This is a genomic window from Polaromonas sp. P1_H6, assembly GCF_056405195.1.
Map to the genome: position 1 here is coordinate 86,372 of NZ_JBFUCN010000004.1, position 26,811 is coordinate 113,182.

At 63.1% G+C, this 26,811-nt stretch carries 26 protein-coding genes and 1 tRNA gene; 9 read left to right on the top strand and 18 right to left on the bottom strand.

All coding sequences use genetic code 11. The annotated features are described in order from the left end of the window. Positions 1 to 27 precede the first annotated feature (27 nt). The 8 genes from AC1D1F_RS05205 to AC1D1F_RS05240 all read right to left on the bottom strand — a co-directional run bounded on the left by AC1D1F_RS05205 (position 28) and on the right by AC1D1F_RS05240 (position 9,839). Entirely contained in the window at positions 28 to 672 is a 645-nt protein-coding gene (locus AC1D1F_RS05205) for a DUF502 domain-containing protein (RefSeq protein WP_477676871.1), read from the bottom strand. Then, a complete protein-coding gene (locus AC1D1F_RS05210) occupies positions 672 to 1,040 on the bottom strand; it encodes an FmdB family zinc ribbon protein (protein WP_477676872.1) in 369 nt (122 codons plus the stop codon). The genes AC1D1F_RS05205 and AC1D1F_RS05210 overlap by 1 nt, the downstream gene beginning before the upstream one ends. A gap of 121 nt (positions 1,041 to 1,161) precedes the next feature. Beyond that, a complete protein-coding gene (gene ubiB / locus AC1D1F_RS05215; RefSeq protein ID WP_477676873.1) occupies positions 1,162 to 2,721 on the bottom strand; it encodes a ubiquinone biosynthesis regulatory protein kinase UbiB in 1,560 nt (519 codons plus the stop codon). Continuing rightward, positions 2,718 to 3,326, bottom strand: a complete 609-nt coding sequence (locus tag AC1D1F_RS05220; protein ID WP_477676874.1) for a hypothetical protein — start codon at positions 3,324 to 3,326, stop codon at positions 2,718 to 2,720. Before AC1D1F_RS05220 ends, ubiB begins: the two co-directional genes overlap by 4 nt. 147 nt (positions 3,327 to 3,473) lie before the next feature. Beyond that, the gene (locus tag AC1D1F_RS05225; protein WP_477696350.1) at positions 3,474 to 4,484 is read right to left on the bottom strand and encodes a Tim44 domain-containing protein; all 1,011 of its coding nucleotides are present in this window, start codon (positions 4,482 to 4,484) and stop codon (positions 3,474 to 3,476) included. A gap of 54 nt (positions 4,485 to 4,538) precedes the next feature. Next, positions 4,539 to 5,270 carry a bifunctional demethylmenaquinone methyltransferase/2-methoxy-6-polyprenyl-1,4-benzoquinol methylase UbiE gene (gene ubiE / locus AC1D1F_RS05230; protein WP_477696351.1) on the bottom strand — a complete coding sequence of 244 codons (732 nt, stop codon included), beginning with the start codon at positions 5,268 to 5,270 and terminating at the stop codon, positions 4,539 to 4,541. A gap of 167 nt (positions 5,271 to 5,437) precedes the next feature. Then, positions 5,438 to 5,851: a gamma-butyrobetaine hydroxylase family protein gene (locus tag AC1D1F_RS05235; protein WP_477676589.1), complete on the bottom strand. Its 414-nt coding sequence runs from the start codon at positions 5,849 to 5,851 to the stop codon at positions 5,438 to 5,440. An 85-nt stretch (positions 5,852 to 5,936) separates the two neighbouring features. Further along, positions 5,937 to 9,839, bottom strand: coding sequence for a DUF3683 domain-containing protein (locus AC1D1F_RS05240; RefSeq protein WP_477700665.1), 3,903 nt, complete (start codon positions 9,837 to 9,839; stop codon positions 5,937 to 5,939). A gap of 233 nt (positions 9,840 to 10,072) precedes the next feature. On the opposite strand from AC1D1F_RS05240, the gene ugpB reads away from it, so the two are divergent. The 5 genes from ugpB to ugpQ all read left to right on the top strand — a co-directional run bounded on the left by ugpB (position 10,073) and on the right by ugpQ (position 15,191). Then, positions 10,073 to 11,386 (top strand): sn-glycerol-3-phosphate ABC transporter substrate-binding protein UgpB, encoded by a 1,314-nt coding sequence (ugpB, locus tag AC1D1F_RS05245; RefSeq protein WP_477652492.1) that lies wholly within the window; start codon positions 10,073 to 10,075, stop codon positions 11,384 to 11,386. Positions 11,387 to 11,517: 131 nt separating this feature from the next. Continuing rightward, complete coding sequence (gene ugpA / locus AC1D1F_RS05250) at positions 11,518 to 12,399, top strand: sn-glycerol-3-phosphate ABC transporter permease UgpA (RefSeq protein WP_477652491.1); 882 nt, start codon at positions 11,518 to 11,520, stop codon at positions 12,397 to 12,399. 129 nt (positions 12,400 to 12,528) lie between these two features. Continuing rightward, positions 12,529 to 13,380, top strand: a complete 852-nt coding sequence (gene ugpE / locus AC1D1F_RS05255) for a sn-glycerol-3-phosphate ABC transporter permease UgpE (RefSeq protein ID WP_477676593.1) — start codon at positions 12,529 to 12,531, stop codon at positions 13,378 to 13,380. Positions 13,381 to 13,411: 31 nt separating this feature from the next. Beyond that, the gene (locus AC1D1F_RS05260) at positions 13,412 to 14,431 is read left to right on the top strand and encodes a sn-glycerol-3-phosphate import ATP-binding protein UgpC (protein ID WP_477696353.1); all 1,020 of its coding nucleotides are present in this window, start codon (positions 13,412 to 13,414) and stop codon (positions 14,429 to 14,431) included. 7 nt (positions 14,432 to 14,438) lie between these two features. Further along, entirely contained in the window at positions 14,439 to 15,191 is a 753-nt protein-coding gene (gene ugpQ / locus AC1D1F_RS05265) for a glycerophosphodiester phosphodiesterase (protein WP_477696354.1), read from the top strand. Between the two features lie 4 nt (positions 15,192 to 15,195). Here ugpQ and AC1D1F_RS05270 read toward each other — a convergent pair whose 3' ends face one another. Next, positions 15,196 to 15,486, bottom strand: coding sequence for a hypothetical protein (locus tag AC1D1F_RS05270; protein ID WP_477676596.1), 291 nt, complete (start codon positions 15,484 to 15,486; stop codon positions 15,196 to 15,198). Between the two features lie 120 nt (positions 15,487 to 15,606). Here AC1D1F_RS05270 and hemA point away from each other — a divergent pair, with 120 nt between their 5' ends. The 4 genes from hemA (at position 15,607) to grxD (ending at position 19,456) form a co-directional block, all read left to right on the top strand. Then, positions 15,607 to 16,896: a glutamyl-tRNA reductase gene (gene hemA / locus AC1D1F_RS05275; RefSeq protein ID WP_477676597.1), complete on the top strand. Its 1,290-nt coding sequence runs from the start codon at positions 15,607 to 15,609 to the stop codon at positions 16,894 to 16,896. A 96-nt stretch (positions 16,897 to 16,992) separates the two neighbouring features. Further along, the gene (gene prfA, locus AC1D1F_RS05280) at positions 16,993 to 18,114 is read left to right on the top strand and encodes a peptide chain release factor 1 (RefSeq protein WP_477696355.1); all 1,122 of its coding nucleotides are present in this window, start codon (positions 16,993 to 16,995) and stop codon (positions 18,112 to 18,114) included. 10 nt (positions 18,115 to 18,124) lie between these two features. Then, positions 18,125 to 18,979, top strand: a complete 855-nt coding sequence (prmC, locus tag AC1D1F_RS05285) for a peptide chain release factor N(5)-glutamine methyltransferase (RefSeq protein WP_477676599.1) — start codon at positions 18,125 to 18,127, stop codon at positions 18,977 to 18,979. A gap of 147 nt (positions 18,980 to 19,126) precedes the next feature. Further along, positions 19,127 to 19,456: a Grx4 family monothiol glutaredoxin gene (gene grxD / locus AC1D1F_RS05290; RefSeq protein ID WP_477676600.1), complete on the top strand. Its 330-nt coding sequence runs from the start codon at positions 19,127 to 19,129 to the stop codon at positions 19,454 to 19,456. Between the two features lie 66 nt (positions 19,457 to 19,522). On the opposite strand, the gene AC1D1F_RS05295 is transcribed toward grxD, so the two are convergent. The 9 genes from AC1D1F_RS05295 to AC1D1F_RS05335 form a co-directional block, all read right to left on the bottom strand. Beyond that, complete coding sequence (locus AC1D1F_RS05295; protein WP_477676601.1) at positions 19,523 to 19,786, bottom strand: hypothetical protein; 264 nt, start codon at positions 19,784 to 19,786, stop codon at positions 19,523 to 19,525. Positions 19,787 to 19,849: 63 nt separating this feature from the next. Then, positions 19,850 to 20,065, bottom strand: coding sequence for a DNA gyrase inhibitor YacG (locus tag AC1D1F_RS05300; protein ID WP_477676602.1), 216 nt, complete (start codon positions 20,063 to 20,065; stop codon positions 19,850 to 19,852). 61 nt (positions 20,066 to 20,126) lie between these two features. Continuing rightward, positions 20,127 to 20,882 (bottom strand): cell division protein ZapD, encoded by a 756-nt coding sequence (zapD, locus tag AC1D1F_RS05305; protein WP_436157435.1) that lies wholly within the window; start codon positions 20,880 to 20,882, stop codon positions 20,127 to 20,129. Positions 20,883 to 20,927: 45 nt separating this feature from the next. After that, complete coding sequence (gene coaE / locus AC1D1F_RS05310) at positions 20,928 to 21,539, bottom strand: dephospho-CoA kinase (protein WP_477696356.1); 612 nt, start codon at positions 21,537 to 21,539, stop codon at positions 20,928 to 20,930. Between the two features lie 4 nt (positions 21,540 to 21,543). Beyond that, the gene (locus tag AC1D1F_RS05315; RefSeq protein ID WP_477678903.1) at positions 21,544 to 22,395 is read right to left on the bottom strand and encodes a prepilin peptidase; all 852 of its coding nucleotides are present in this window, start codon (positions 22,393 to 22,395) and stop codon (positions 21,544 to 21,546) included. Next, entirely contained in the window at positions 22,395 to 23,612 is a 1,218-nt protein-coding gene (locus AC1D1F_RS05320; protein WP_477678902.1) for a type II secretion system F family protein, read from the bottom strand. Before AC1D1F_RS05320 ends, AC1D1F_RS05315 begins: the two co-directional genes overlap by 1 nt. An 84-nt stretch (positions 23,613 to 23,696) precedes the next feature. Beyond that, positions 23,697 to 25,430 (bottom strand): type IV-A pilus assembly ATPase PilB, encoded by a 1,734-nt coding sequence (gene pilB, locus AC1D1F_RS05325; RefSeq protein ID WP_477681834.1) that lies wholly within the window; start codon positions 25,428 to 25,430, stop codon positions 23,697 to 23,699. Between the two features lie 129 nt (positions 25,431 to 25,559). Further along, a tRNA-Pro gene (locus tag AC1D1F_RS05330) sits at positions 25,560 to 25,636 on the bottom strand. A 15-nt stretch (positions 25,637 to 25,651) separates the two neighbouring features. After that, a complete protein-coding gene (locus tag AC1D1F_RS05335; protein WP_477696357.1) occupies positions 25,652 to 26,635 on the bottom strand; it encodes a polyprenyl synthetase family protein in 984 nt (327 codons plus the stop codon). Between the last annotated feature and the right edge of the window lie 176 nt (positions 26,636 to 26,811).

Below are 26,811 nucleotides of genomic sequence, written 5' to 3' on the forward strand. Positions count from 1 at the left end.
CGCTTTTGGAAAGGCAGTTTTCGCCGTTTAAAGGGGAGGGGTCAGGGGCAGGGTCGCGGGCAGCGGCGCAGGTTTTGCTGCGGGCACCACGACACCCATGGAAATCACATAGGTCAGGGCTTCATCGACGCTCATCTTGAGTTCGATGCAGTCGCTTTTTTTCAGCATCACGAAGTAGCCGCCGGTGGGGTTGGGCGTGGTCGGGACGTAAACGCTCAGGTAATCACCCTGCAGGTGGTTGACAACGTCGCCGCCGGGCGTGCCGGTGAGAAAGCCTATGGTCCAGACGCCTTCACGCGGCCATTGCACCAGCAGGGCCTTGCGGAAAGCGTTGCCGTTTTCCGAGAACACCGTGTCGGAAACCTGCTTCACGCTGGAATAGATGGAGCGGACGATGGGAATGCGGCTCAGGAAGGAATTGCCCCAGCGCACCAGCTTTTTGCCGAAGAAGTTGCTGGCGATGGCGCCCATCAGCAGCACGATCAGCAGCATGAGCAACACACCGAAACCCGGGATGTGGAAACCCAGCAGCTTGTCGGGGTGCCAGGAGCCCGGCAGGATCAGCAGCGTCTGGTCCAGCGTGCCGACGATCCAGTCGAGCACCCACAGCGTGATCGCCAGGGGAACCAGCACCAGCAGTCCGGCCAGAAGCCATCGGCGGATTGAGGCCATCACGAAGACGATTTGGAGGAAGAATCGCCGGCCGGGGCCTTGGCGGGCGCGGCCGGCGCGGGAGCCGGGGCTGCGGCGGTGCTTGCCGGCGCGGCTGTACCGGAATCGGCCGGCTTGCTGTCGGCGCCTTTAGCCGCGCCTGTTTCGCCGCCCTCTGTCTTGGGTGCGGGCGCGCCGCCCGTGCTGTTGCCGCGGAAGTCCGTCACGTACCAGCCCGAGCCCTTGAGCTGGAAACCCGCGGCCGTGACCTGCTTCTTGAACGCGGGCGCGCCGCATTGCGGACACACCGTGAGCGGCGCATCGGAGATTTTTTGCAGGACGTCCTTGGCATGCCCACAGGACTCGCATTTATAGGCGTAGATTGGCATAGTGCTTAAGGCTTTGAGAGGGGTATTCCGAGGATTACCCGGGGGAATTCGCCTGGATTGCCCGGAAAAGGCACCCAGATGCAAAGCCTTCAATTATAGGCCGTTGGGGGCCCCGTCAAGCTCAGAACAAGCGGAACCGCAGCACCTGCACGACTTGCATGGTGACCAGCGCCAAAACAAAGCCCAGGCCGCCGTAAATCACGCTTTGCAGCAGCTTGTTGGTGCGTTTTTGCTCGTACAACAGTTCCTCGATCTCCCGGCGGTGCAGGCCGGGCGGAGATTTGAGGTATTGCGACAGCAGGCGCGGCAGGCCCGGCAGCAGCTTGGCGTAGGCCGGCGCCTCGGCCTTGAGCTGCGCCAGCAGTTTCTCGGGGCCCACCTGCTCCAGCATCCATTTTTCGAGAAAAGGCTTGGCGGTGCTCCAGAGGTCCAGGTCGGGATCCAGTTCCCGCCCCAGGCCTTCGATGTTGAGCAGGGTTTTCTGCAGCAGCACCAGCTGGGGCTGGATTTCAACGTGAAAGCGCCGCGAGGTCTGGAACAGGCGCATCAGCACCAGCCCCAGCGAAATTTCACGCAGGGGCCGGTCGAAATAGGGCTCGCAGCAGGCGCGGATGGCGGCTTCCAGCTCGTCGACCCGCGTTTCCGGGGGCACCCAGCCGGACTCGAGGTGCAGTTCGGCCACACGTTTGTAGTCGCGCTGGAAAAACGCGCTGAAGTTCTGCGCCAGGTATTCCTTGTCGACTTCGGTCAGCGTGCCCACGATCCCGAAGTCCAGCGAGATGTAACGGCCGAAGGTTTCCGGCGCCAGGCTCACCTGGATGTTGCCCGGGTGCATATCGGCATGGAAAAAACCGTCGCGGAACACCTGGGTGAAAAAGATGGTGACGCCGTCGCGCGCCAGTTTTTTCATGTCCACGCCGGCATCGCGCAGCCGCTGGGCCTGGCTGATGGGAACGCCTTTCATGCGCTCCATCACCATCACGTCGGGCATGCAGAAATCCCAGACCATCTCGGGGATCATGACCAGGTCAATGTCCTGCATGTTGCGGCGCAACTGGGCCGCATTGGCCGCCTCGCGCAGCAGATCGAGTTCGTCGTGCAGGTATTTGTCGAATTCGGCGACCACCTCGCGGGGCTTGAGGCGCTTGCCGTCGGCCGAAGCGCTTTCTATCCAGCCGGCCATCATGTGCATCAGCGCCAGGTCTTTTTCGATGGCGGGCAGCATGTTGGGCCGCAGCACCTTGACGGCCACTTCGCGGCCGTTCGGCAGGGTGGCGAAGTGCACCTGGGCGATCGAGGCGCTGGCCACCGGCGTCTGCTCGAAACTCGCAAAAATCCGGTCCAGCGGCCGGCCGAAGGCTTTTTCGATGATGGCCACGGCCACGGCGGATTCAAAGGGCGGCACCCGGTCCTGCAGGCGGGCTAGTTCGTCGGCGATGTCGGGCGGCAGCAAGTCGCGGCGGGTGGACATCACCTGGCCGAATTTGACGAAGATGGGACCCAGGCTTTCGAGCGCCTCGCGCAGGCGCTCGCCGCGCGGCGCCTTCAGGTTGCGGCCGACTGAAACAATGCGCGTCAGCAGGCGTATCCAGGGGCGCTCGAAACTGGACAACACCAGTTCGTCCAGCCCGAACCGCAGCACGGTCCAGACGATGAAGATACCCCGGAAAAGCCGGGTCATGCAGAAGCCTTCGCGGCCGGGGCGCCCTCGCCTGCCGCCGCGGGGCTTGCGGGGGCCGCCGGGCTGGCGACACCGGATGAAACGGGGGCCGGGGACAGCGGCGTCCTGGCCAGGAACTGCTTGAGCCCTTCAAACAGGCGGCGGCCAGCGTCGGCCACCGCGTGGGCGGGTGCATCGCCGATCAGGCGCGACAGGTCTTCCTCGGCATCCCAGCGCAGGTTCTCCGCCAGCCACCCGAGTTCGGCGGCCAGTTGCACGTCACCTTCAATCTTCACCGGCGGCGGCTTGCCGGCCAGCACGGATTGCATGACGGTCAGGGGTGATTCGGTGGCGACGGCCAGCGTGAGATCCGGCTTGGTGCCGGGTGCGACCCTGTCGACCAGGCCCGCTGGAGTGACCACCAGGTCGATCGAAAACAGGCCCCAGCGCAAGTGCACCACCCGCCCCTTTTGCCGCAGCAGGCGGTCCTGGGCCTGCTTTTCCTGCATCAGGACGTGGTTCAGGAAGAGCACCAGCCGTTGCTGCCCCTCATCGACCACCCAGGCGGGCGGCTGAAAGCGGGTGGCAATGGATTCCAGAAATGAAAAAGGGGTCGTAGTGTTCATACGACCCCGATTTTGCAGGATAAAACACCTGACAAGGCAAGTAGCCTATTTATCTGCCAACCGGGGCCGCGGAGCCGGCTTTGCCGGGCCGCAGGCTTCGCCCCCTGTAGGTGGGAACAGGCTACACGAAGTGAGCCTGGACGGGGATTATTGGAGAGCTTGTACGCCTGCCACTAACCAGCCGCTGCCGCCGCTGCGTGGTTTGGTCATGTTCCAGACCTCGCGGAAGGGGCTGGCGCCCGCGGAGGCGTCTTCGCGGATCATGCCGGAGAACTCCACGCTGGCCATGTAGACGTCGCTCAGTTCCTCGATGCCGAGCAACTGGGCGTCCAGCATCACGACCTCGGTCTTGTTGACCTGGCCGCCGGTGTGCGATTCGCGGTCGGCGAGCTGGGTCTTGATCTGCTCGAGCATGTCGTCGGTCATCATGGCGCGCAGGCTCTGGATGTCGGAGCGGTCCCAGGCATCCTGCAAAGTCACGAAGTTGGCCTTGCTGGCCTTGAGAAAGCCTTCGGCGTCAAATCCGGCCGGCACGCCCCAGGACTGCGAACCCAGCAGGGCCGAGCCGATCATGGAGCCGCCCGCAGCAGGTGCGGCCGCGTCGTATTTGTTGGCGTCGAAAGCCATGCTGCTGCGCTCCCAGGGGCGCGCGGAGGCATCGTTGCCCACGTTCTCGGGGCTGTAGTTCTTGGGGGTGGTGGCATTGCCCGCGCCCTGGAAGGCGAACGGCGCCTGGCCGGACGCCGCGCCGGGCGCCGCAGCCGCCCCGCCCTTGAGCCTGCGCATGACAAAACCGATCACCACCATGACCACCAGCGCCAGCAGGGCGAACATGATGATCTGGCCGAAGGCGCCGCCCAGGCCCAGCGACGAAGCCAGCCAGGCCAGGCCCAGGCCCGCGGCCAGGCCGCCCAGCATCGCGCCCCAAGGGCGCTTGGGCGCCTGCGCGGGCGCCGCGGCGGGCGTGGCCGGCTTGGCGGCGGAGTTGGTGGCCGAGCCGGCGCCGCCCGGCGCCGCCTCGCGTTGTGTGACGTTGGACGACTGTTTGCCGATCGACTTGCCGCCGGCCAGGCGCTTGGCCTCGGCCGACGTGCCGGCCAGGGCCATGGCCGTGACCAGCACGGTGGAAAGAATCGCGGACCAGATTTTCGTTTTCATATCGTCTCCTTAATCACACTCAACACTTCAATTTCAATTCAGCGGTTCAATGCCTCAGCACTTGATTCCAACATGCAATGCCACCACACCGCCCGACATGTTGTGATAGTCCACATGGCCGAAACCACCTTTGCGCATCAGGGCTTTAAGTTCTTCCTGGCCCGGATGCATGCGGATGGACTCGGCGAGGTACTGATAGCTTGAGTCGTCGTTGGCCACCAGCTTGCCCAGCCGGGGCAGGACCTTGAAGGAATACCAGTCGTAAATTTTTTCCAGCGGCTTGGCCACTTTGGAGAATTCAAGCACCAGCAGCTTGCCGCCGGGCTTGAGCACGCGGTTCATCTCGCGCAGCGCGTCTTCCTTGTGCGTCATGTTGCGCAGGCCGAAGGCCACGGTCACCACGTCGAAGCTCGCATCGGGGAAAGGCAGGTGCTCCGCGTCGCAGACCAGCGTCGGCAGGTTCACGCCGGCGTCCAGCAGCCGGTTGCGGCCTTCGCGCAGCATGGCCTCGTTGATGTCGGTGTGCACCACACGCCCGGTGCTGCCCACCTTGGGGGCAAAAGCCAGCGCTAGGTCGCCGGTGCCGCCGGCGATGTCCAGCACCTGGTAGCCCTCTTTGACGTTGGCCACCAGCACGGTATAGGCCTTCCAGGCGCGGTGCAGGCCCATGGACATCAGGTCGTTCATCACGTCGTATTTGGGCGCCACGGAATCGAAAACGCCGCGCACGCGGCGCGCCTTGTCCTGCTCGTCGACGGATTCAAAACCGAAATGGGTGCTGCTCATGCATCAATGCTAGAGGGCAATGCCCGGAATGACCGCGACAACCCTGGGATGACGCGGGGCATTGCGGCCTTATTGCCGGCTTTTATGCTGGAAAAACAACAGTGCCGCAAAGCCGGCTTTCGCCGCACTCGCGCGGCACGGCCGGGGCCTTCGCGCGGCCTGTGCGCTCAGTGGCTTGCGCAGCCGTGGCCGCCGGCTTGCGGCATGGGTGCGTCGCGGTCCACACCGGCTGCCTGCAGGCGCCGCTGGTAATCGTCCCAGAGGCGGCTCTGCTCGGCGCCCAGGTGGTAGAGGTAGTCCCAGGAAAAAATCCCGCTCTCGTGACCGTCGGAAAACACCGGCTTGACCGCGTAGTTGCCGATGGGCTCGAGCTCGACCAGGTTCACCTCGCGCTTGCCGGTCTGCAGGATTTCCTGGCCCGGGCCGTGGCCCTGGACCTCGGCCGACGGCGAGTAGATGCGCATGAGTTCAAACGGAATCCGGAATTCGGCGCCGTCGGAAAAAGCGACTTCAAGGACGCGCGACTGGCTGTGAACCGTCAGCGCCGTGGGCGTCGGGGAGCCGGGTTGAAGGCCTGCCATGGAGTGATCGCTTTCTGAGAGGAAATGGCCGGACTCATCCGGCCATCATGGTTTTGGCAATAAGCCCATTGACACCGAAGCCTGGCTAGACCAGCACCCTCTCGATGCCGCCGTGGTTGGCTGCCTCCACGTAGGCCGGCAGCCATTCCTTGCCCAGGATCTGGTTGGCCATTTCCACGACGATGTAGTCGGCCTCGAGCAAACCGTTCTGCAGATCGTCGCCGTAGCGCGAGAGCCCTTGAAGGCAGCTCGGGCAGCTGGTGAGGATCTTGACGCTGCCGCTTTCGGCGACGGCGCCGGATGCCCGCAGGGCGGCTTCGCCCTTGCGCAGCTCTTCTTCCTTGCGAAAGCGGATCTGCGTCGAGATGTCGGGGCGGGTGACGCCCAGCGTGCCAGATTCGCCGCAGCAGCGGTCGTTCTTGAGCACGTTGTCGCCCATCAGGGCCTTGACGGTCTTCATCGGCTCCTGCAGCTTCATGGGGCTGTGGCAGGGATCGTGGTACAGGTAGCCCGCGCCCGGCTGGTCGGTGCGCAGTGTGATGCCTTTTTCCAGCAGGTATTCGTGGATGTCGATGATGCGGCAGCCCGGGAATATCTTGTCGAACTCATAGCCCTGCAGCTGGTCGTAGCAGGTGCCGCAGCTGACCACCACCGTCTTGATGTCCAGGTAGTTCAGCGTGTTGGCCACGCGGTGAAACAGCACCCGGTTGTCGGTGATGATTTTTTCGGCCTTGTCGAATTGCCCGCTGCCGCGCTGCGGGTAGCCGCAGCACAAATAGCCCGGCGGCAGCACGGTCTGCACACCCGCATGCCAGAGCATGGCCTGCGTCGCCAGGCCGACCTGGCTGAACAGGCGCTCGGAACCGCAACCGGGGAAATAGAACACGGCCTCAGTTTCCGACGTGGTGCTTTTCGGGTTGCGGATGATGGGGACGTAGTCCTTGTCCTCGATGTCCAGCAGCGCGCGCGCGGTCTTTTTGGGCAGGCCGCCCGGCATCTTCTTGTTGATGAAGTGGATCACCTGCTCTTTCACGGGCGCCTTGCCGACCGTCGCCGGCGGCAGCGCCGTCTGCTTGCGCGCCAGCCGGCGCAGCAGGTCGTTGGCCAGCCGCTGGGCCTTGAAGCCCACATCGACCATGGCGCCGCGCATGAACTTGATGGTCTGCGGGCTGGTCGCGTTCAGGAAAATCATGGCGGCGGCATTGCCGGGCCGGAAGGACTTCTGCCCCATCTTGCGCAACAGGTTGCGCATGTTCATCGAGACTTCGCCGAAGTCGATATCCACCGGGCACGGGGTCAGGCACTTGTGGCAGACCGTGCAGTGGTCGGCCACGTCCTCGAACTCTTCCCAGTGCTTGATGCTCACGCCGCGCCGGGTCTGCTCTTCGTACAGGAAAGCCTCCACCAGCAGCGAGGTCGCCAGGATCTTGTTGCGCGGGCTGTACAGCAGGTTGGCGCGCGGTACGTGGGTGGCGCAGACAGGTTTGCATTTGCCACAGCGCAGGCAGTCCTTCACGCTGTCGGCGATGGCGCCTATGTCGGACTGCTGCATGATCAGCGATTCGTGCCCCATGAGGCCGAAACTGGGCGTGTAGGCATTCGTCAAATCGGCTTGAAGACTTTGTCCTTCTTTGCCAAGGTGCCCCTGGTCTCGCAGCAGCTTGCCCTTGTTGAAGCGCCCTTCAGGGTCGACCTTCTGTTTGTATTCGGTGAAAGGCCGCAACTCCTCGTCGGTCAGGAATTCCAGCTTGGTGATGCCGATGCCGTGCTCGCCGGAAATCACGCCGTCCAGCGAACGGGCCAGCACCATGATGCGCGCCACGGCCACATGCGCGGTCTGCAGCATCTCATAATCGTCGCTGTTGACGGGCAGATTGGTGTGCACGTTGCCGTCGCCGGCATGCATGTGCAGCGCGGCCCAGACGCGGCCCTTGAGCACGCGCTTGTGGATGGCCGTGCATTCCTCGAGGATGGGCAAGAACGCGCCGCCCGAGAAAATCGCCTGCAGCGGAGCGCGGATCTGGGTTTTCCAGCTCGCCCGCAGCGAGTGGTCCTGCAGTTGCGGGAACAGCGTGGCCACGCCTTCGAGCCAGCCCGACCAGAGCGCGCGCACTTCGCCCACCAGCGCAAGCGCCTGGGCTACACGGTCTTCCAGCAGCTCGGCCGATGGAATGTCGTTGGCATCGTCGGATTTGCCCAGGGGCAGGTTGCCCTTGAGGAAAAAAGCCTCGAGTTCGTCGCAGAGCTTGATCTTGTTGCGCAGGCTGAGCTCGATATTGATCTGCTCGATCCCATCGGTGTACTCCGCCATACGAGGCAGCGGGATCACCACGTCTTCATTGATCTTGAACGCGTTGGTGTGTTTGGAGATCGCGGCGGTGCGCTTGCGGTCCAGCCAGAATTTCTTGCGGGCGTCAGGGCTGATGGCGATAAAACCTTCGCCGTGGCGCGAGTTGGCAATGCGCACGACTTCCGACGTGGCACGCGCCACGACATCGGCATCGTCGCCGGCAATGTCGCCAAACAGCACCATCTTCGGCAAGCCGCCATGCTTTTTCGATTTGGTGGCGTAGCCGACCGCCTTCAGGTAGCGATCATCCAGATGTTCAAGCCCCGCCAGGATGGCGCCACCGCGCTTTTGCTCGGCGAACATGAAGTCCTTGATCTCGACGATGCTGGGCACTGCGTCCTTGGCATTGCCGAAGAACTCCAGGCACACGGTGCGGGTATGCGCCGGCATGCGGTGCACGATCCAGCGCGCGCTGGTGATCAGGCCGTCGCAGCCTTCCTTTTGGATACCGGGCAGGCCGCTCAGGAATTTGTCGGTAACGTCCTTGCCCAGCCCTTCCTTGCGGAATGTTTTGCCGGGAATATCCAGCCGCTCGGTGCGAATGGGAGTTTTGCCGTCGGCTTCGAAATACTGCAACTCGAAGCTGGCCACCTCGGCGTCGTGGATCTTGCCCAGGTTGTGGCCCACGCGCGTGACTTCCAGCCAGGTCGCTTCGGGCGTGACCATGCGCCAGGAGGCCAGGTTGTCGAGCGCGGTGCCCCACAAGACGGCCTTCTTGCCGCCCGCGTTCATCGCGATGTTGCCGCCTATGCAGGAGGCTTCGGCCGAGGTCGGGTCGACCGCGAACACAAAGCCCCCGCGCTCGGCCGCATCGGCCACGCGCTGGGTGACCACGCCGGCTTCGGTCCAGATGGTGGCGACAGGCTGTTCAAGGCCCGGCAGCGAGACCATTTCGACCTCGGTCATGGCTTCGAGCTTTTCGGTGTTGATAACGGCCGACTTCCAGGTCAGCGGGATCGCCCCGCCGGTGTAGCCGGTGCCGCCGCCGCGCGGGACGATGGTCAGGCCGAGTTCGATGCAGGCCTTGACCAGGCCGGCCATTTCGGCTTCGGTGTCGGGTGTGAGGACCACAAAAGGATATTCGACGCGCCAGTCGGTCGCGTCGGTGACGTGTGAAACCCGCGAGAGGCCGTCGAACTTGATGTTGTCCTTGAGGGTCAGCTTGCGCAGCTTGCGTTCCGTCAGGCGGCGCAGGTCGTACATCTCGCTGAAGGAGGTATAGAAGCGGGCAACGGCGCCGCGGGCGGCGTCCAGCAATTCGCCCACGATGGCGTCGCGCTGCTGGTCAACATCCGGCGTACGGCGCTTTTCCACCTCGGTCAGACGGTGCTGCAAGGCGTCGACCAGCAGTTTGCGGCGCTTGGGGTTGTCGAGCAGGTCGTCCTGCAAATAGGGGTTGCGCTGCACCACCCAGACGTCGCCCAGCACTTCGTACAGCATGCGCGCGGAGCGGCCGGTGCGGCGCTCGTCGCGAAGGCGGTTTAGCAGGTCCCAGGCCCTCTCGCCGAGCAGGCGGATGACCACTTCGCGGTCGGAGAACGAGGTGTAGTTGTAGGGAATCTCGCGGATGCGGGCTTCGCCGGCCTTTGCGTCACCGGCAAAGACGTGGAGTTCTTGGAGTGTGGTAGGGGCGTTCATCGTGAAAAGCCAGCGGCTTCAGACCCGTGTCCAGCGCTGTTGCCCTATATTACCGCAGCGCAACATTCGTGGCCGTACCACACAGGCCTGGGGGAATAGTCCTAAGTTGTCTTATGGAAATCCCGCTTGTCTGAGGTCTTCGAAATCGCTTAAATCCGTGTGTCATAAACAGTTTCTAGACTGTCCCGTTTAACTTGGCGCCCCTTGTGTGCGCCCAAATCCCAGGAGTTTTGATGAAAAACCGTCTTTCCGCGTTTGCTTTTGCGGCCCTAGGCCTGTGCATGCCTTTGGCCAGCCAGGCGCAAGTCGAGATCCAGTGGTGGCACTCCATGGTGGCGGTCAACGGTGAATGGGTCAATGACCTGGCCAAGCAGTTCAACGAAAGCCAGAAGGAATACAAGATCGTCCCCACCTTCAAGGGCAGCTACGACGAATCCATGACGGCCTCCATCGCGGCCTTTCGCGCCGGCAACGCGCCCCACATCCTGCAGGTGTTCGAAGTCGGCACCGCCACCATGATGGCCAGCAAGGGCGCGGTCATTCCGGTCGGCCAGGTCATGAAGGACGCCGGCGAGAAATTCGATCCCAACGCCTACATCTCGGCCGTCGCGGGCTACTACACGGCGCCCAACGGCCAGATGCTGAGCTTCCCGTTCAACAGCTCCACCACCATCTTCTACTTCAACAAGGATGCCTTCAAGGCCGCCGGCCTTCCTACCGACAAAGCGCCGGTGACCTGGCCCGAGGTGGTGAATGCCGCCGCCAAGCTCAAGGCCGCCGGCCACAAGTGCCCCTTCACCACCGCCTGGCAGGGCTGGACCCAGCTGGAGAGCTTCTCGGCCTGGCACAACGTCGAGTTCGCGACCAAGAGCAACGGTCTGGCCGGGCTCGACGCGCGCATGAAGATCAACTCGCCGCTGCATCAGCGCCACATCGAAAACCTGGCCAACATGGCCAAGCAAGGCCTTTTCGTCTACAAAGGCCGCGGCAACGTGCCGGAAGCCAGCTTTGTGTCGGGCGAGTGCGCCATGATCAACACCTCCTCGGGCTTTTACGGCAACGTGGCCAAGAACGCCAAGTTCGCCTACGGCCTGGCCCCGCTGCCTTACTACCAGGACGTTCCCGGCGCGCCGCAGAACACGGTGATCGGCGGCGCCAGCCTCTGGGTCATGTCGGGCAAGAAACCGGCCGAATACAAGGGCGTTGCCAAGTTCTTCAGCTTCATCTCGACGCCTGAAGTGCAGTCGGCCAGCCACAAGCGCACCGGCTATCTGCCGGTGACCACTGCCGCTTACCAATTGACCGAAAAATCGGGCTTCTATACGCAAAACCCGGGCACCGACGTCGCCGTGACGCAGATGATTCGCAAGGTGACCGACAAGAGCCGCGGCATCCGCCTTGGCAACTATGTGCAGGTGCGCGCGATCGAGGACGAGGAACTCGAGCAAGTCTGGAACGGCAAGAAGACGGCCAAGGAAGCCCTGGACTCCATCGTCAAGCGCGGCAACGAACAGATTGAGCGCTTCCAGAAAGCCAACAAAGGCTGATCACGCAAGCGACAGAGCAAGCCCGTCCGACGGGCTACACTCGGCCCGCCTGACTTCCCCTTCCCGACAAGAGAAGGCCAGGCGGGCTTTTATGTTTAAGCGCCCCCAAGTTTCTGCCCACTGAAGGCCCTATGGAAAAACGCGTTGTCTTTCGATCCAGCTGGCTTCCCTGGCTGCTGCTGCTGCCGCAAATGGCGGTCATCCTGGTGTTCTTCTTCTGGCCTGCCGCGCAGGCCATCCTGCAGTCGCTGCAACAGCAGGATGCCTTCGGCACCTCCGTCGAATTCGTCGGCATGGCCAATTTCCAGCAGTTGTTCGACGACCCGAGCTATGTGGAGTCGTTCAAGACCACCGCGTTTTTCTCGGTGATGGTGGCCGGCATAGGCATCAGCCTGTCACTTCTGCTGGCCGTTTTCGCCGACCGCATCACGCGCGGCGGCATGTTCTACAAGACCATGCTGGTGCTGCCCTACGCCGTCGCCCCAGCTGTCGCGGCCGTGTTGTGGGTCTTCATGTTTTCTCCCTCGCTGGGCGTGGTGGCCTATGCCCTGGGCAAGATAGGCATTGACTGGAATCACCTGCTGAACTCCCGTCACGCGATGACGCTGATTGTGATGGCTGCAGTGTGGAAGCAGATTTCCTATAACTTCCTGTTCTTCCTGGCGGGCCTGCAGTCGATCCCCAAGTCACTGATCGAGGCCGCCGCCATTGACGGTGCCCGGCCCTGGCGCCGCTTCTGGACCATCCAGTTCCCGCTGCTGTCGCCCACCACTTTTTTCCTGTTGGTCATCAACGTGGTCTACGCATTCTTCGACACGTTTGCGATCGTCCACGCTGCTACCGAAGGCGGTCCGGGCAAAGACACGGCCATCCTGGTTTACAAGGTCTACCACGATGGCTTCAAGGCCATGGACCTGGGCGGCTCGGCCGCGCAGTCGGTGGTGCTGATGGTGATCGTGGTGGCTCTGACGGTCATCCAGTTCCGCTATGTAGAGAAAAAGGTTCAGTACTGATGGTCTCCAAAAAACATGTGAATTCCTGTTCAGCAGGGGCCGCGGAACTGGCTTTGCCAGGCCGCAGGCGCAGCGGCCCCCTCGGGGGGCAGGGCGCTACACGAAGTGAGCAACCGTGGGGGTCATTTCATGGTTGAAAAACGCGGCACCCACGGCATCCTCGCCCACGTGGTGGTGATGCTGGGCGTCTTCATCGTCGCCTTCCCCCTCTACCTGGCCTTTGTGGCCTCGACCCATACGGCGCAGGAAATCGTGCAGGCGCCCATGCCGATGCTGCCGGGCACGAACATGCTCGATAGCTACAAGGCGGCGCTGTTCGGGCGCGAATCCGCGACCGGCTCCAATGCGCCGGTGGCGCACATGATGTGGGTCAGCTTCGTCACTGCGATGGTGATCGCCGTCGGCAAGATCACCATCTCGCTGCTGTCGGCCTTCGCCATCGTGTACTTCCGCTTTCCCTTCAAGAAGACCTGCTTCTGGGCCATCTTCATCACCCTGATGCTGCCGGTCGAGGTGCGCATACTGCCGACCTACAAGGTGCTGTCGGACCTGAACATGCTCAACACCTATGCAGGCCTGACGGTGCCGCTAATTGCTTCAGCCACGGCAACCTTTCTGTTCCGCCAGTTCTTCCTGACGGTGCCGGAAGAGCTGACCGAGGCCTCGCGCATGGACGGCGCCAGCCCCATGCGCTTTTTCTTCGACGTGCTGCTGCCGCTGTCCAAGACTTCGATCGCGGCGCTCTTCGTGATCCAGTTCATCTACGGCTGGAACCAGTACCTCTGGCCGCTGCTGGCCACGACCAGTGAAGACATGTACCCCGTCGTCGTGGGCATCAAGCGCATGATCGCCGGCGGCGACGGCCAGAACGAATGGAACGTGGTCATGGCGACCGCCATCCTGGCGATGCTGCCGCCCGCCCTGGTGGTGGTGCTGATGCAGAAATGGTTCGTCAAGGGCCTGGTCGATACCGAGAAATAAAAGAAACAAGCAAGACAGGACGGAAATAGTTATGGCATCCCTTTCATTCAACAACATCATCAAGCGCTACGGCACCGGCAAGGACGCGCTGCAGGTGCTGCACGGCGTCAACGCCGAAATCAAGGACCACGAATTCATCGTCATCGTCGGCCCCTCGGGCTGCGGCAAATCCACCCTGCTGCGCATGGTGGCCGGCCTCGAGGAGGTCAGCGATGGGCAGATTTCCATCGGCGGAAAGGTCGTCAACGAACTGGAACCCTCGGAGCGCGACATCGCCATGGTGTTCCAGAACTACGCGCTGTACCCGCACATGAGCGTGTTCGACAACATGGCCTACGGCCTGAAGATCGCCAAAGTGCCCAAGGACGAGATCAAGACCCGCGTCGACAAGGCCGCGAAGATCCTCGAACTCGGCCACCTGCTGGACCGCAAGCCCCGCGCCCTCTCGGGCGGCCAGCGCCAGCGCGTGGCCATGGGCCGCGCCATCGTGCGCCAGCCGCAGGTGTTCCTGTTCGACGAGCCGCTGTCCAACCTGGATGCCAAGTTGCGCGTGCAGACGCGCCTGGAAATCCAGAAACTGCACCGCGAACTCGGCATCACCTCGCTCTTCGTCACCCACGACCAGGTCGAGGCCATGACGCTGGCACAGCGCATGATGGTGATGAACGCCGGCCGCATGGAGCAGTTCGGCACGCCCGAAGAGGTCTACAACCGCCCCGCCACTACTTTTGTGGCCAGTTTCATGGGCTCGCCGCCCATGAACCTGCTCAAGCAGGCTCCCAACGCCGACTTCGGTGGCAAGCCGGGCGCCATCCTGGGCATACGGCCCGAGCACCTGCAGGTTGGCGCCACCGGCTGGGCGGTGCAAGTCGACACGATTGAAATGCTGGGTGCCGAGCGGCTGGTGTATTGCCGCATGGGCGGCGAAGCCATCATCGTGCGCACCGACGAAAGCCTGTCGACGGCGCCTGAAATCGGCGCGACCATCCACGTCACGCCGCGCGCGGACCGCCTGCACTGGTTCGACGCCGAGACGGGCAAACGGCTGTAATTGCGCCATGACGAATCCCGTGACCGCCTCCAACTGGCCCTATCCCCGCTGGGTGGCGCACCGCGGCGCCGGCAAGCTGGCGCCTGAAAACACCCTGGCCTCTTTCATGCTGGGCGCCAGCCATGGCTACCGCATGTTTGAGTGCGACGTGAAGCTCAGCGCCGATGGCATCCCGTTTTTGCTGCACGACGCCACGCTGGAGCGCACCAGCAATGGCAAGGGCGTGGCCGGTGAGCTGAACTGGGAGGCTCTGGCAAAGCTCGACGCTGGGGGTTGGCATTCGCCGGCCTTTGCCGCCGAAGGCCTGGCCAGCTTTGAGCGCATCGCCCGCTTTTGCCTGGACAAGGGCTATTTCCTGAACATCGAAATTAAACCCACACCGGGCGTAGAGAGCCATACCGGCACCGTCGTGGCCAATGAAGCGGCCCGGCTCTGGCAGGGCACGGCGGTTCCGCCGCTGCTGACGTCCTTCCAGCCGCTGTCGCTTGAAGCGGCCCGTACCGCGCAGCCCCAATTGCCGCGCGGCCTGCTGCTCGACGAACTCCCCGCCAGCTGGCTGGAAACCGCGGCCGGGCTGGGCTGTGTGGCGATAGTCTGCAACCACAAACTGTGGAACGCCGACACGGTGGCGCAAGCCAAAAAAGCCGGCTTCAAGCTGCTGAGCTACACCGTCAACGACGAGGCCAATGTGCAGAGGCTGCTGGCACTGGGCACCGACGGCATCATCACTGACGCGGTGAACGTCTTCAAGCCTGACTAGGCTTTCAGTTTTTCCAGGCGCCCAAAAGTACCCACTGGCAAAGCGCCGCGCCGGCCACCATTGCGGCATAGGTCAGCATCTTGCCGTCATGGCCGAAGAACACCAGGCCGGCGACCAGCACCAGCACATTCACGGCGAAAACAATCGCCGCCTGCGCCCACCAAGTGGCGGCCACGGGGTTTTTAGACCTGAAAACTCCGCCAAACACGCGGCTGGATAGCACCAACAGCACGGCGACCACGGCGGCCGGCAGGACAAGGTTGAACAGGTGGTTGGCCAGCAGGTAAAAGGTCATTCGCTTGGGGAAGATTGAAAAATCGCCGGGAAGCATCCCAAAAAGCCTCGAAAAAAGGGCTGTCAAGGCGATTGTCAGGGCTTCCAGCCGGGCCGGCCGCTTCAATTTTATAATCGGAGGATGTCAGTCTGGGCCCTTGGGCTAAACCATAACACCGCACCGCTCGATTTGCGCGGGCGCTTTGCCTACGCCCTGGACCAGGTCGAGCCCACTTTGCGCGGCCTGCGTGCCTCGCTGGCGCGCCAGCCTGAGGCGACGCTGCTCTCCACCTGCAACCGCACCGAAATCTACTGCGCCGGCGACAACACGGACCTGGACCACACCCTGGAGTGGCTGGCGCACAACGGCGGCGTTTCGCCCGCCCTGCTGCGCTCGCATGCCTACACGCTGCAGGGCGACCAGGTCGCCCGCCACGCCTTTCGCGTGGCCAGCGGCCTCGACTCCATGGTGCTGGGCGAACCGCAGATCCTGGGGCAAATGAAAGACGCGGTGCGCGCCGCCGAAGACGCCGGCGCCATGGGCACCACGCTGCACCAGCTGTTCCAGCGCTCCTTTGCCGTGGCCAAGGAGGTGCGCAGCAGCACCGAAATCGGCGCGCACAGCATCAGCATGGCGGCGGCCAGCGTGCGCCTGGCCGGCCAGCTGTTTGAGAACCTCAGCGATATCAAGGTGCTGTTTGTCGGCGCCGGCGAGATGATTGACCTGGCGGCCACTCACTTCGCCGCCAAAAACCCGAAAGCCATGGCGATTGCCAACCGCACGCTGGAGCGCGGCGAAAAGCTGGCCGGCCGCTTCGGCGCGGAAGTCATGCGCCTGGCCGACCTGCCCAGCCGCCTGCACGAATTCGACGCGGTGATCAGCTGCACCGCCAGCACGCTGCCCATCATCGGCCTGGGTGCCGTCGAGCGCGCCGTCAAGCTGCGCAAGCATCGCCCCATGTTCATGGTCGACCTGGCCGTGCCGCGCGACATCGAACCCGAAGTCAAGGCCCTGCCCGACATCTACCTCTACACGGTGGACGACCTGGCGCACGTGGTGCAGACCGGCAAGGACAGCCGCAAGGCCGCCGTGGCCCAGGCCGAAGTTATCATCGACGCCGGCGTGCAGAACTTCATGCACTGGCTGGGCCAGCGCCGCAGCGTGCCGCTGATCCAGCAGCTCAATGCGCAGACCGACGAATGGCGCGCCGCCGAAATCGTCCGGGCCAAGAAGTTGCTCGCCCGAGGCGAACCCATAGACACCGTGCTGGATGCACTGACCCGCGGCCTGACCCAGAAGATGCTGCACGGCACCCTGGCCGAGTTGCATGCCGGCGACGCCAGTAGCCGCGAAGCCACGGCGCAGGCTGTCTCTCGGCTGTTTTTGCGCGGCCAGCTGCCCAAGATCAAGCCCGACGACAAAGAGCGTTAGCGCCCGCCACAGCGCTGACCTCCCCTGCCGGCGTCAGCCGGCGCCCTTGTTGACGGCCTTGCGGCACCCTTTTCGGCTTTTCCGGCCTCCATTCCCATGAAACCCTTTCTTCGCCAAACCCTGGACCGCCAGCTTCTGAGGCTGCACGAACTGGACGCCTTGCTGTCCGCCAGCGACGTGGTCAGCGACCTGGACCGTTTTCGTGCCCTGACCCGGGAGCACGCAGAAGCCAGTGTGATCGCCGAGCAGTACACGCGGCTGACCGGCCGCGAGGCCGACCTGGCCGGTGCCGAAAGCATGCTGGCCGACGCGAAAGACGACCCCGAGATGGCCGCCATGGCCGAGGAAGAGATTGACGCGGCCAAGGCCGACATCGCAGCCATCGACGAAGCGCTGCAGCTGATGCTGATCCCCAAGGACCCTGACGACCTGCGCCCGGCCTTTGTCGAAATCCGCGCCGGCACCGGTGGCGATGAGTCGGCGCTGTTCGCCGGCGACCTGTTCCGCCTGTACACCCGTTTTGCCGAGCGCAACCGCTGGCAGGTCGAGATCATCAGCGAGTCGCCGAGCGAGCTGGGTGGCTACAAGGAGGTGGTGCTGCGCATCGAGGGCGCCGCCGATGCCATGGGCGTAGGTGTCTACGGCAAGCTGCGGTTCGAGTCGGGCGGCCATCGCGTGCAGCGCGTGCCGGCCACCGAAACCCAGGGCCGCATCCACACCAGCGCCTGTACCGTGGCCGTGATGCCGGAGCCTGACGAGGCGGTGGCCATCCAGATCAACCCGGCCGACCTGCGTATAGACACTTACCGCGCCAGTGGCGCCGGTGGCCAGCACATCAACAAGACCGACTCGGCCGTGCGCATCACGCACATCCCGACCGGTATCGTCGCCGAATGCCAGGAAGGGCGCAGCCAGCACAGCAACAAGGCCCAGGCGCTCAAGGTGCTGACCGCCCGCATCCATGAAAAAGACCGTGCCGAGCGCGCCGCCAAGGACGCGGCCCTGCGCAAGGGCCTGGTCGGCACGGGTGACCGCAGCGACCGCATCCGCACCTACAACTTCCCGCAGGGCCGGCTGACCGACCACCGCATCAACCTCACGCTGTACAAGCTGCTGACCATCATGGAAGGCGACCTGGGCGACGTGATCACCGCGCTGCAGGTGGCGCGCGGCGCCGAGCAGCTCGCCGAGCTGGAAACCGCTAACAGCGGGCTTTGAGGCGTTCGCCGTGAACCCGCCAAACTGCGCGCAAGCCCTGGCCGCCGCCCAGTCCCAAGGGCTGGATCGGCTGGACGCCCAGCTGCTGCTGCTGTATGCGCTGGGCAGGCCCGGCGACGCGCGGGCCTGGCTGCTGGCGCATGACACCGATGTCCTGCCGGACCGGGCCGCTGAAGACTTCCGGGCCATGTGCCTGCGCCGGATCGCCGGGGAGCCCCTGGCTTACATCGTCGGCTACAAGGAGTTTTTCGGTCTCACGCTTCAGGTGGACGCCCGCGTGCTGGTGCCGAGGCCCGACACTGAAACCTTGGTGGGCTGGGCGCTTGAGCGGCTGCAGGCCCTCGACATGCCGCCGGTGCCGACGGTGCTGGACCTGGGTACCGGCAGCGGTGCGATTGCGCTGGCCATCGCGCACAGCCTGCAAACAGAAGGCCGCCAGGCCAATGTCGTGGCCGTGGACGCGAGCGCGGGGGCGCTGGAGGTGGCCCGGGGTAACGCCTCCCGCCTCGGGCTGGGTCTGGATTTCCTCCAGAGCCACTGGCTAGAGGAAGTTAGCGGACACTTTCACCTGATCGTCAGCAACCCGCCTTATATCGCCAGCGCTGATCATCATCTGGAGGACTTGGCCTATGAGCCCCTGTCCGCCCTGGCCGCCGGCACCGACGGGCTGGACGATATCCGCGAAATCGTGCGGCAGGCGCCCGGCCACCTTCTGCCGGGCGGCTGGCTGCTGCTGGAGCATGGCTACGACCAGGCCGAGGCGGTGTGCAATCTGCTGGCCCAGGCAGGCTTTGCGCAAGTCCAGAGCCAGCTGGACTTGGCCGGCATTGCGCGCTGCTCGGGCGGGCTATGGGTGGGCGAGTGAGGCCGCCACGCGGGATGCGAAACGGCGGGATAATCGGCCTGTTGAATTCTGCTTCCCAGATTCCATCTAATTGAAGTCGCCTGCCCTGATACCGGGCTGGCGCGGGGCCCAAGCCCCTACCCCCACGGATTTGCAAAGGATTTCACCATGAGCACCATAGACCCCACCCAGCAACGCATCGCCGAAATCGTCAAATCCAGCGACGTGGTCCTTTTCATGAAAGGCACGGCCCAGTTTCCCATGTGCGGTTTCTCCGGCCGCGCCATCCAGGTCCTGAAGGCCTGCGGCGTGAACAAGCCCGCCACCGTGAACGTGCTGGAAGACGAGGAAATCCGCCACGGCATCAAGGAATTCAGCAACTGGCCCACCATCCCCCAGCTGTATGTGAAGGGTGAATTCATCGGCGGCTCGGACATCATGATGGAGATGTACCAGAGCGGCGAACTCCAGCAGGTGCTGGGCACACCCGCCGCCTGAGCGGCCCGGCGGCCAAGGCGCGATACCAGCGGTACTATCCGCCGGCCCGCCCTCTTCAAATACCGGTCAGCGCGTGTAGCCGGAGCAGGCGCCCGCATCCACGGCACCCTTGCATTCACGCTTGAGGCGGGCGGTGCGCTGGGCGACCGTTTCACCGGAGCCCGGGATGAATTTGGCTTTACTGCCAGATTTGGCGGCTTTTTTGGATTTGGACTTGGCGGGCTTCTCGCCCTCCGGTGCCGGCTGGGTCTGCGCCTGGGCATGGCTTGCCGCCAAAGCGGCCGCCATGAGCGCGGCCAGGACGGGTCTCATCAAAGACTTGATGTTCATTTTTCGCTCCCTCTCTTTTTTGCTTTTATCAAACGCGGCTGACACCGCGCGCCTCGGCAAATTCTATTGCAGCTTGGGATCGCCGAAAACCTCGTCGTCGGGCGGCGTGTCCGCCGGCAGGCGGAAGCCTTCGCTGGCCCAGGCGCCCAGGTCGATGTTTTTGCAGCGCTCGCTGCAAAAAGGGCGAAAAGGGTTGCTGGGCGCGTAAACGCTTTCGCCGCCGCAGCCCGGGCACACGACCAGCTTGACGGGTGGGGAGTCTTTTTTCGTCACAGGCATGTTTCAGGACAAGTCTGGGGGATCAATCGGAAAGGAGGCCGGTGGTTGGCGAGCCCGCGGATCAGGAACAGAGGGTCAACTCAAACGCCGAATCGTCGGTGCTGGCATGCAGCCGGTCGTCTTCGCCGTGGCGCATGAGGCGCACCGAAACGATCAACCGGTTGCCGCTGATTTCAGGAATCAGCCCCAGGGCGGGGTCTATGCGGAGGCGCAAAAGCTGGAAAGTGCGTCCTTGCGGCAGCGTCTGCTGGTATTGGCCGGCCGGCGCCACCACTTTTTGCGGCGCGCCAGAGTCTCGCAACAAGGTCAACAGCACGCGTATGGACTCTGCGAGCGGAACCAGGGGGGTGATCCAGCGCTGCAAGTCCTGCTTGCGCACGCCCGTCTGCAGGTGCTGCCAGGCATAGTAGGCCGGCAGGTCAAACTCGCAGGTTCCGCCCGGGATGCCGACGCGGCTGCGGATGCTCATCAGCCAGTCGTTTTCGGTCAGCGACTGGCCGGCCTTTCCGGGCAGGCTGTTCAGGGCGGAAAAGCAGCTTTCGAGCTGGCCGGTCACCTCGTCCAGGACGGCCTCCGAAATGGCAGGGTTACCGCGGTAGCCGTTGAGGACGTGTTTCTGTTTCTCAAGGTCCTTGAGGACGTCGGTCTTGAGGTCGGCCCGCGCGCCCACGTCCATGATTTCAAAAATCGTCGTGATGGCGTAGTGATGATCCGTCGGGCTCTCCCGCTCCACCAGTTCACCAAGGCGGCGGAACAGGTGTTCAAGTCGCAAATACGTGCGTATGCGTTCGTGAAAAGGATACTCGTAAAGGATCACAGCGCTATATTTTCGTCGGCTTCAATGAGGAGGTTTGTTTGCGCATCATAGCCCGAAGCGCGCGGCAAGCCGCCGCACCTCGGCATCCAGGGCCTCCAGCGGCAAACCATCATTGTGCAGGCATATATCGGCGGCCGACAGGCGCTGTGCGCGGCTGGCCTGTCCGGCCATGACTTTCTCCACCGCCTCCCGGGGCCAGCCGTTGCGGGCCATGACCCGGCTGAGCTGCGTGGCCTCGCCGCAGTCCACGACCAGCACCTGGTCCAGTTGCTGCCGCCAGCGCCCCGATTCCACCAGCAGGGGCACATCAAACACCACACAGGCACAACCGGCAGCGGCGGCCTGCTCGTATTGCAGCAAGGTCTCGCGGCTGACCAGGGGATGAACAATGAACTCCAGCCGCCGCCTGGCGGAGGGGTCGTCAAAGGCCAGTTGGCGCATCCGGTCCCGGTCCATGGCGCCGTCGGCGGTGATCATCTGGCCGCCGAACTGCGCGGCAATCTCCTTCACGGCGGCGCCGCCTGCCGCCGTGACCGCACGGGAGATCGCATCGGCATCCACCAGCGCCGCGCCGCAAGCCACCAGGGTGCGGGCGACCGTGCTTTTCCCGCTGCCTATGCCGCCCGTCAGTCCAATGCGCAAAGCTGCACGGCGCATGGCTTCACAGGCCGATAAACCGCAGGATGGATTGAGGCCCGAAGACCATGGCAGTGAAGCCCGCCCCGGCCAGGAAAGGACCGAAGGGCACGTAGCCGCCTTCACGCAATCCGCTGGAGAACTTCATCGCGATACCGACGGCGGCACCGATCACGGAAGCCATCAGGATCATGGGCACCAGCGCAGGCCAACCGAACCAGGCGCCGAGCGCGGCGAAAAGCTTGAAGTCGCCATAGCCCATGCCCTCTTTGCCGGTCACCAGTTTGAACGCCCAATACACCAGCCAGAGGGAAAGGTAGCCGGCGACTGCGCCCCACAAGGCCGTCCCCAGGCTGACCGGGGGATTCCACTGGAGGGCGGCAACAATCAGGCCGGCCCATAGCAAGGGCAAGGTGATGTCGTCCGGCAGCAGGGTCGTGTCCCAGTCGATCACCGCCAGAGCCAGAAGCGCCGCGGAAAAACCACACCAGGCCAGCGCGGTCAGCGACAAGCCCCAGCGCCATGCACAAAAGAAGAACAGGGCCCCTGTCACCGCTTCGACCATCGGATAACGCAGGCCGTAGGGCGTGCCGCACACAGAACATTTGCCCCGGAGAAACAGGTAGCTGGCCACCGGAATGTTTTCATACCAGCGTATGACGTGGCCGCAGCTGGAGCAGCGCGAACGCGGTACCAGCAAGTTGAATTTTTCGGTGGGTTCCTGTGCAGTTCCGGTCAGCTCGGCGCATTCCTGCGCCCACTGCCGCTCCATGACCTTGGGCAGGCGGTAAATAACAACGTTAAGGAAACTGCCGATGAGCAGGCCCATGAAACCGGCCAGCAACCCATCGAATGCCGGCCCCAGACCGGTCCCCATCAAACGACTTGGCCCAGCTTGAAAATAGGCAGGTACATGGAGACCACGATCCCGCCGATCAGCGTGCCCAGGAACACGATGATGATGGGTTCCATCAGGCTGGAAAGGCCGGCCACCATTTCATCGACTTCCGCTTCATAAAAGTCGGCCGCCTTGCCAAGCATGTGGTCGATGGAGCCAGACTCCTCGCCGATCGCGCACATCTGCAGCACCATGGAGGGGAACAGGTTGGCATTGGTCATGGCTGCCGTCAGGCTGGTACCCGTGGAAACCTCCTGCTGGATTTTCTCGGTGGCATCGGCATACAGCGAATTGCCGGAAGCGCCACCGACGGAATCCAGCGCCTCGACCAGCGGCACGCCTGCGGCGAACATCGTGGCGAGCGTGCGGGTCCAACGGGCGATACAGGATTTTTCGATCAGTGCGCCGAACACCGGCACCTTGAGCAAAGCCCTGTCCATGAACTTCTGCATTTTCTCGTTGCGCTTCCAGGCCTGGAAGAAGAAGTAGAGCCCGCCGCCTATGCCGCCGAAAATCAGCCACCAATAGGCCACAAAAAACTCGCTCATCGCAATGACGATCAGCGTGGGCGCCGGCAAATCGGCGCCGAATGAGGAAAACACGTTTTTGAACGACGGGATCACAAAAATCATGATCACGGCGACCACTACAAAGGCCACCACCACCACCGAAATCGGGTACATCAGGGCCGACTTGATCTTGGACTTGATGGCTTCGGTCTTCTCCATGTAGGTCGCCAGGCGGTCCAGCAGCGACTCCAGGATACCGGCGGCCTCGCCGGCCTCAACCAGGTTGCAGTAGAGCGCATTGAAATACATCGGGAATTTGCGAAACGCCGCGCTCAGCGAGGTACCGGTCTCAACGTCAGTGCGCACGTCGTTGAGCAGCTTGGTCACGCTGGCATTGGGATTGCCGCGTCCCACGATGTCGAAAGCCTGTAGCAGCGGTACGCCGGCCTTCATCATGGTGGCCAGCTGGCGGGTGAAGATCGCAATATCCTTGGGCTTGATCGATTTGCCCGAGCGCATCTTGCGCTTCTTGATTTTGGTGGGCAGGACGCCTTGGCGGCGCAACGAAGACTTGACCTGGTTCTCGCCGGCGGCGCGGATCTCACCGCGAACCTGCTTGCCGCCCCGGTCCTTGCCCTCCCACTCGAAAACAAATTCCTTGATGCCCTTGGATACTGCAGTTGCCATGATGCTTTCTCGTTGTATCGACAGTCTCAGACCGCCTTGTCGCCACGCTCATGCCGCCAGGTGACGGCAATTGAACGCGACTGCTTAAACATTGGTGCAGCCCAGAATCTCTTCCAGCGAAGTCATGCCGAGCTTGACCTTGGACAACCCCGACACGCGCAAGCTTTTGACTCCCTCCAACTCCGCCTGGGCCGCGATTTCCAGGGCGCTGCCGTCGCGAAGGACGATACGCTGAATCTCCTCTGAAATGGGCATAACCTGATAAACACCGACGCGGCCTTTGTAACCATTCGTACACATGGAGCAACCCACCGGACGGTAAGGGGTCCAGGAACCGTCCACATCTTCTTCCTTGAAACCCGCATCCAGCAGGGTCTCGCGCGGGATATCCGCTGGGGCTTTGCAATTGGGGCACAGCCGCCTGGCCAACCGCTGGGCGGTGATCAGGATCACGCTGGAAGCGATGTTGAAAGGCGCAATGCCCATGTTGCGCATACGCGTCAGTGTGGTCGGCGCATCGTTGGTGTGCAGGGTCGACATGACCATGTGGCCGGTCTGCGCGGCCTTGATCGCGATATCGGCGGTTTCGAGGTCACGAATCTCACCGACCATGATGATGTCTGGATCCTGCCGCAGGAAGGCTTTGAGCGCGACCGAAAAAGTCATGCCGGCCTTGTCATTCATGCTGACCTGGTTCACGCCCGGCAAGGTGATTTCAGCAGGGTCTTCGGCCGTCGCGATGTTGACGCCCGGCTTGTTAAGGATGTTCAGGCAGGTATACAGGGACACGGTCTTGCCCGAGCCGGTAGGCCCGGTCACGAGCACCATGCCGTACGGCCGCTGGATGGCGGCCATCAAACGCTCTTTTTCAACGGCCTCATAGCCGAGGGCGTCAATGCCGAGCTTGGCGCTGCTCGGGTCCAGGATACGAATGACGATTTTTTCGCCATACATGGTGGGCAAGGTGCTGACCCGGAAGTCGATGACCCGGTCCGGGCCGATCTTGAGCTTCATTTTGCCGTCTTGCGGCACGCGCTTTTCGGAGATGTCGAGTTTGGAAATGACCTTGATGCGGGCGGCCAGTTTTTCCTTGATGGCCACTGGCGGCGAGGCGATTTCGCGTAATTCGCCGTCAACCCGGAAACGCACGCGGTAGGTGTGCTCGAATGGTTCAAAGTGCAGATCGGAAGCCCGCATGCTGAAAGCATCGAGCAGCATTTTCTGGAGGAATTTGACGACCGGCGCGTCCTCGACCTCAGAGACGCTCGCTTCGCTGTCCTCGGCCGTCGCGTCGGCGCTGGACTCGTCAAACTCGAAATCGTCGCCGATGATGCTTTCCATTGCCTCGGACGCGGAGGTATTGGAAACCTCCACCAGCTTGGAAAGCTTGTCGTATTCGGCAATCACCCAGTCCACGCCCATCTGGGTGGAGAACTTGATTTTTTCTGCCGCCTCCTGGTCGGAGGGGTCCGCCGTCGCCACGATCAGGCGGTTGTTCCGCTTGCTCAGGACAACAATACGGTAAGTTGTACAGATCTTGGGGTCAAGCAGGCCCTTGGGCAGACGCTGGGCGTCAATGGCCTCCAGGTCCAGCAAGGGCGCGGCAAATGCCGTGGACATGGTATGGGCCAGGTCGAACGCGGATACCGCACCGGACCCGGTCAGCTCGGCAATAAAGCTGGTTCGCCCGCTTTGGGCCTTGCGGAAAATGTCTTCGGCGGCCTTTTGACCCAGTTTCCCCGCCACCACCAAGGCCCGTCCCAGGCCGGGCAGGGCCATGGAAGGCGGTTGGTTGATTGCGGTGTCGACAGCGGCCATGGTTCTGGGGTTTAGCTCAAATAGGTATCATCGCCTATAGATTCCCGGGTGTAAATCGAAAACGCCCCCACCCCCCGGGTAGCGTTGGAAGTATGCGAAGAAACGCACACTTAAGAAAAAAACCGGGCCTGGTCGGGGTGAGAGGATTCGAACCTCCGGCCTCTACGTCCCGAACGTAGCGCTCTACCAGGCTAAGCTACACCCCGCCGTCACACAACCCGTCAGGAACGCCTCTCCAGCAATTGGGAAGCCAGTTGCGTCAAGGCATTACTGTAAATGTTTTGCGGCAAGATCCGCAAGGCATTCAGCGCGCGCTGAGCCTCCACGGCGGCGGCATCGCGGGTTGCCCGCAATGCGCCTGTCTGGTGCACGATCTCGATGATCCGCGTCATCTGGTCGGTCCCGCCGGTTTCAATGGCCTGCCGGATGGTGGATCGCTCGGCCTCGCTGCCGCGCTGCATCGCGATGATCAAAGGAAGGGTTGCCTTGCCTTCCCGCAGGTCATCCCCAAGGTTTTTCCCCATTTCCGAGACGTCCCCGTCGTAATCGAGCACGTCGTCGATCACCTGGAATGCCGTGCCCAGCGCCTGCCCGTAGTCCGCGCAGCTCTCCTCGACGGCCGGCGGCGACTGCGCCAGCAAGGCCGCCAAGCGAGCGCTTGCTTCAAACAGCTTGGCCGTCTTGGAGCGAATTACCCTGAGATAGCCTTCTTCGGACAGTGCCGCGTCGTGCATATTCATGAGCTGCAGCACCTCCCCTTCGGCAATCACATTGGTGGCTTCGGCCAGGGTTTGCATGATGCGCATGTCCCCTGCCTCCACCATCATCTGGAAGGCCCGGGAATACAGGAAGTCGCCGACCAGCACGCTCGCGGGGTTGCCGAAGGCCTCGTTGGCGGTGGCACGGCCGCGGCGCAAGGTGGACTCGTCCACGACGTCGTCATGCAGCAAGGTCGCGGTGTGAATGAACTCCACGACGGCCGCGAGGTTGTAACGCTGGTCACCGCGGTACCCGAGGGCGCCGCACATCAGCAATAAAAGGGCTGGGCGCAACCGTTTCCCGCCGGCCGCCACGATGTAGCCCGAGACCTGGCTGACCAGGGGCACTTCGGACTTCAGGCGGCGCTCGATCACCGCGTCCATCCCGCGCATGTCGTCGGCAATCAGGGCGAGGGCTGCGGCGGTGCTAGAGGAGTTGGCAGACAAAAGGCAATCCAGACGTTAAATGTGGCCCAATTATAGGAAGCCGTCCCGCCCGCCCAGGCCCGGCCGGCTCCGGAAACCGGCGCCCAAAAGCCCCGAAACAGCCCGTCTGGTCAATTTCGGGCTGCCATGCTAGAATATTGGGCTCTGCGGAAATCCGTCTGCAGAACTCAATTTAC

Coding starts and splice junctions, on each gene's coding strand:
- ubiE (WP_477696351.1), bottom strand. CDS start 5,270: ATGAGCAGCACCCATTTCGGTTTTGAATCCGTCGACGAGCAGGACAAG.
- hemA (WP_477676597.1), top strand. CDS start 15,607: ATGTCAGTCTGGGCCCTTGGGCTAAACCATAACACCGCACCGCTCGAT.
- coaE (WP_477696356.1), bottom strand. CDS start 21,539: ATGCGCCGTGCAGCTTTGCGCATTGGACTGACGGGCGGCATAGGCAGC.
- pilB (WP_477681834.1), bottom strand. CDS start 25,430: ATGGCCGCTGTCGACACCGCAATCAACCAACCGCCTTCCATGGCCCTG.
- AC1D1F_RS05320 (WP_477678902.1), bottom strand. CDS start 23,612: ATGGCAACTGCAGTATCCAAGGGCATCAAGGAATTTGTTTTCGAGTGG.
- ugpE (WP_477676593.1), top strand. CDS start 12,529: ATGGTTGAAAAACGCGGCACCCACGGCATCCTCGCCCACGTGGTGGTG.
- ugpB (WP_477652492.1), top strand. CDS start 10,073: ATGAAAAACCGTCTTTCCGCGTTTGCTTTTGCGGCCCTAGGCCTGTGC.
- prfA (WP_477696355.1), top strand. CDS start 16,993: ATGAAACCCTTTCTTCGCCAAACCCTGGACCGCCAGCTTCTGAGGCTG.
- AC1D1F_RS05220 (WP_477676874.1), bottom strand. CDS start 3,326: ATGAACACTACGACCCCTTTTTCATTTCTGGAATCCATTGCCACCCGC.
- ugpA (WP_477652491.1), top strand. CDS start 11,518: ATGGAAAAACGCGTTGTCTTTCGATCCAGCTGGCTTCCCTGGCTGCTG.
- AC1D1F_RS05300 (WP_477676602.1), bottom strand. CDS start 20,065: ATGCCTGTGACGAAAAAAGACTCCCCACCCGTCAAGCTGGTCGTGTGC.
- AC1D1F_RS05260 (WP_477696353.1), top strand. CDS start 13,412: ATGGCATCCCTTTCATTCAACAACATCATCAAGCGCTACGGCACCGGC.
- grxD (WP_477676600.1), top strand. CDS start 19,127: ATGAGCACCATAGACCCCACCCAGCAACGCATCGCCGAAATCGTCAAA.
- AC1D1F_RS05210 (WP_477676872.1), bottom strand. CDS start 1,040: ATGCCAATCTACGCCTATAAATGCGAGTCCTGTGGGCATGCCAAGGAC.
- AC1D1F_RS05235 (WP_477676589.1), bottom strand. CDS start 5,851: ATGGCAGGCCTTCAACCCGGCTCCCCGACGCCCACGGCGCTGACGGTT.
- ubiB (WP_477676873.1), bottom strand. CDS start 2,721: ATGACCCGGCTTTTCCGGGGTATCTTCATCGTCTGGACCGTGCTGCGG.
- AC1D1F_RS05225 (WP_477696350.1), bottom strand. CDS start 4,484: ATGAAAACGAAAATCTGGTCCGCGATTCTTTCCACCGTGCTGGTCACG.
- AC1D1F_RS05205 (WP_477676871.1), bottom strand. CDS start 672: ATGGCCTCAATCCGCCGATGGCTTCTGGCCGGACTGCTGGTGCTGGTT.
- AC1D1F_RS05270 (WP_477676596.1), bottom strand. CDS start 15,486: ATGACCTTTTACCTGCTGGCCAACCACCTGTTCAACCTTGTCCTGCCG.
- AC1D1F_RS05315 (WP_477678903.1), bottom strand. CDS start 22,395: ATGGGGACCGGTCTGGGGCCGGCATTCGATGGGTTGCTGGCCGGTTTC.
- AC1D1F_RS05240 (WP_477700665.1), bottom strand. CDS start 9,839: ATGAACGCCCCTACCACACTCCAAGAACTCCACGTCTTTGCCGGTGAC.
- AC1D1F_RS05295 (WP_477676601.1), bottom strand. CDS start 19,786: ATGAACATCAAGTCTTTGATGAGACCCGTCCTGGCCGCGCTCATGGCG.
- ugpQ (WP_477696354.1), top strand. CDS start 14,439: ATGACGAATCCCGTGACCGCCTCCAACTGGCCCTATCCCCGCTGGGTG.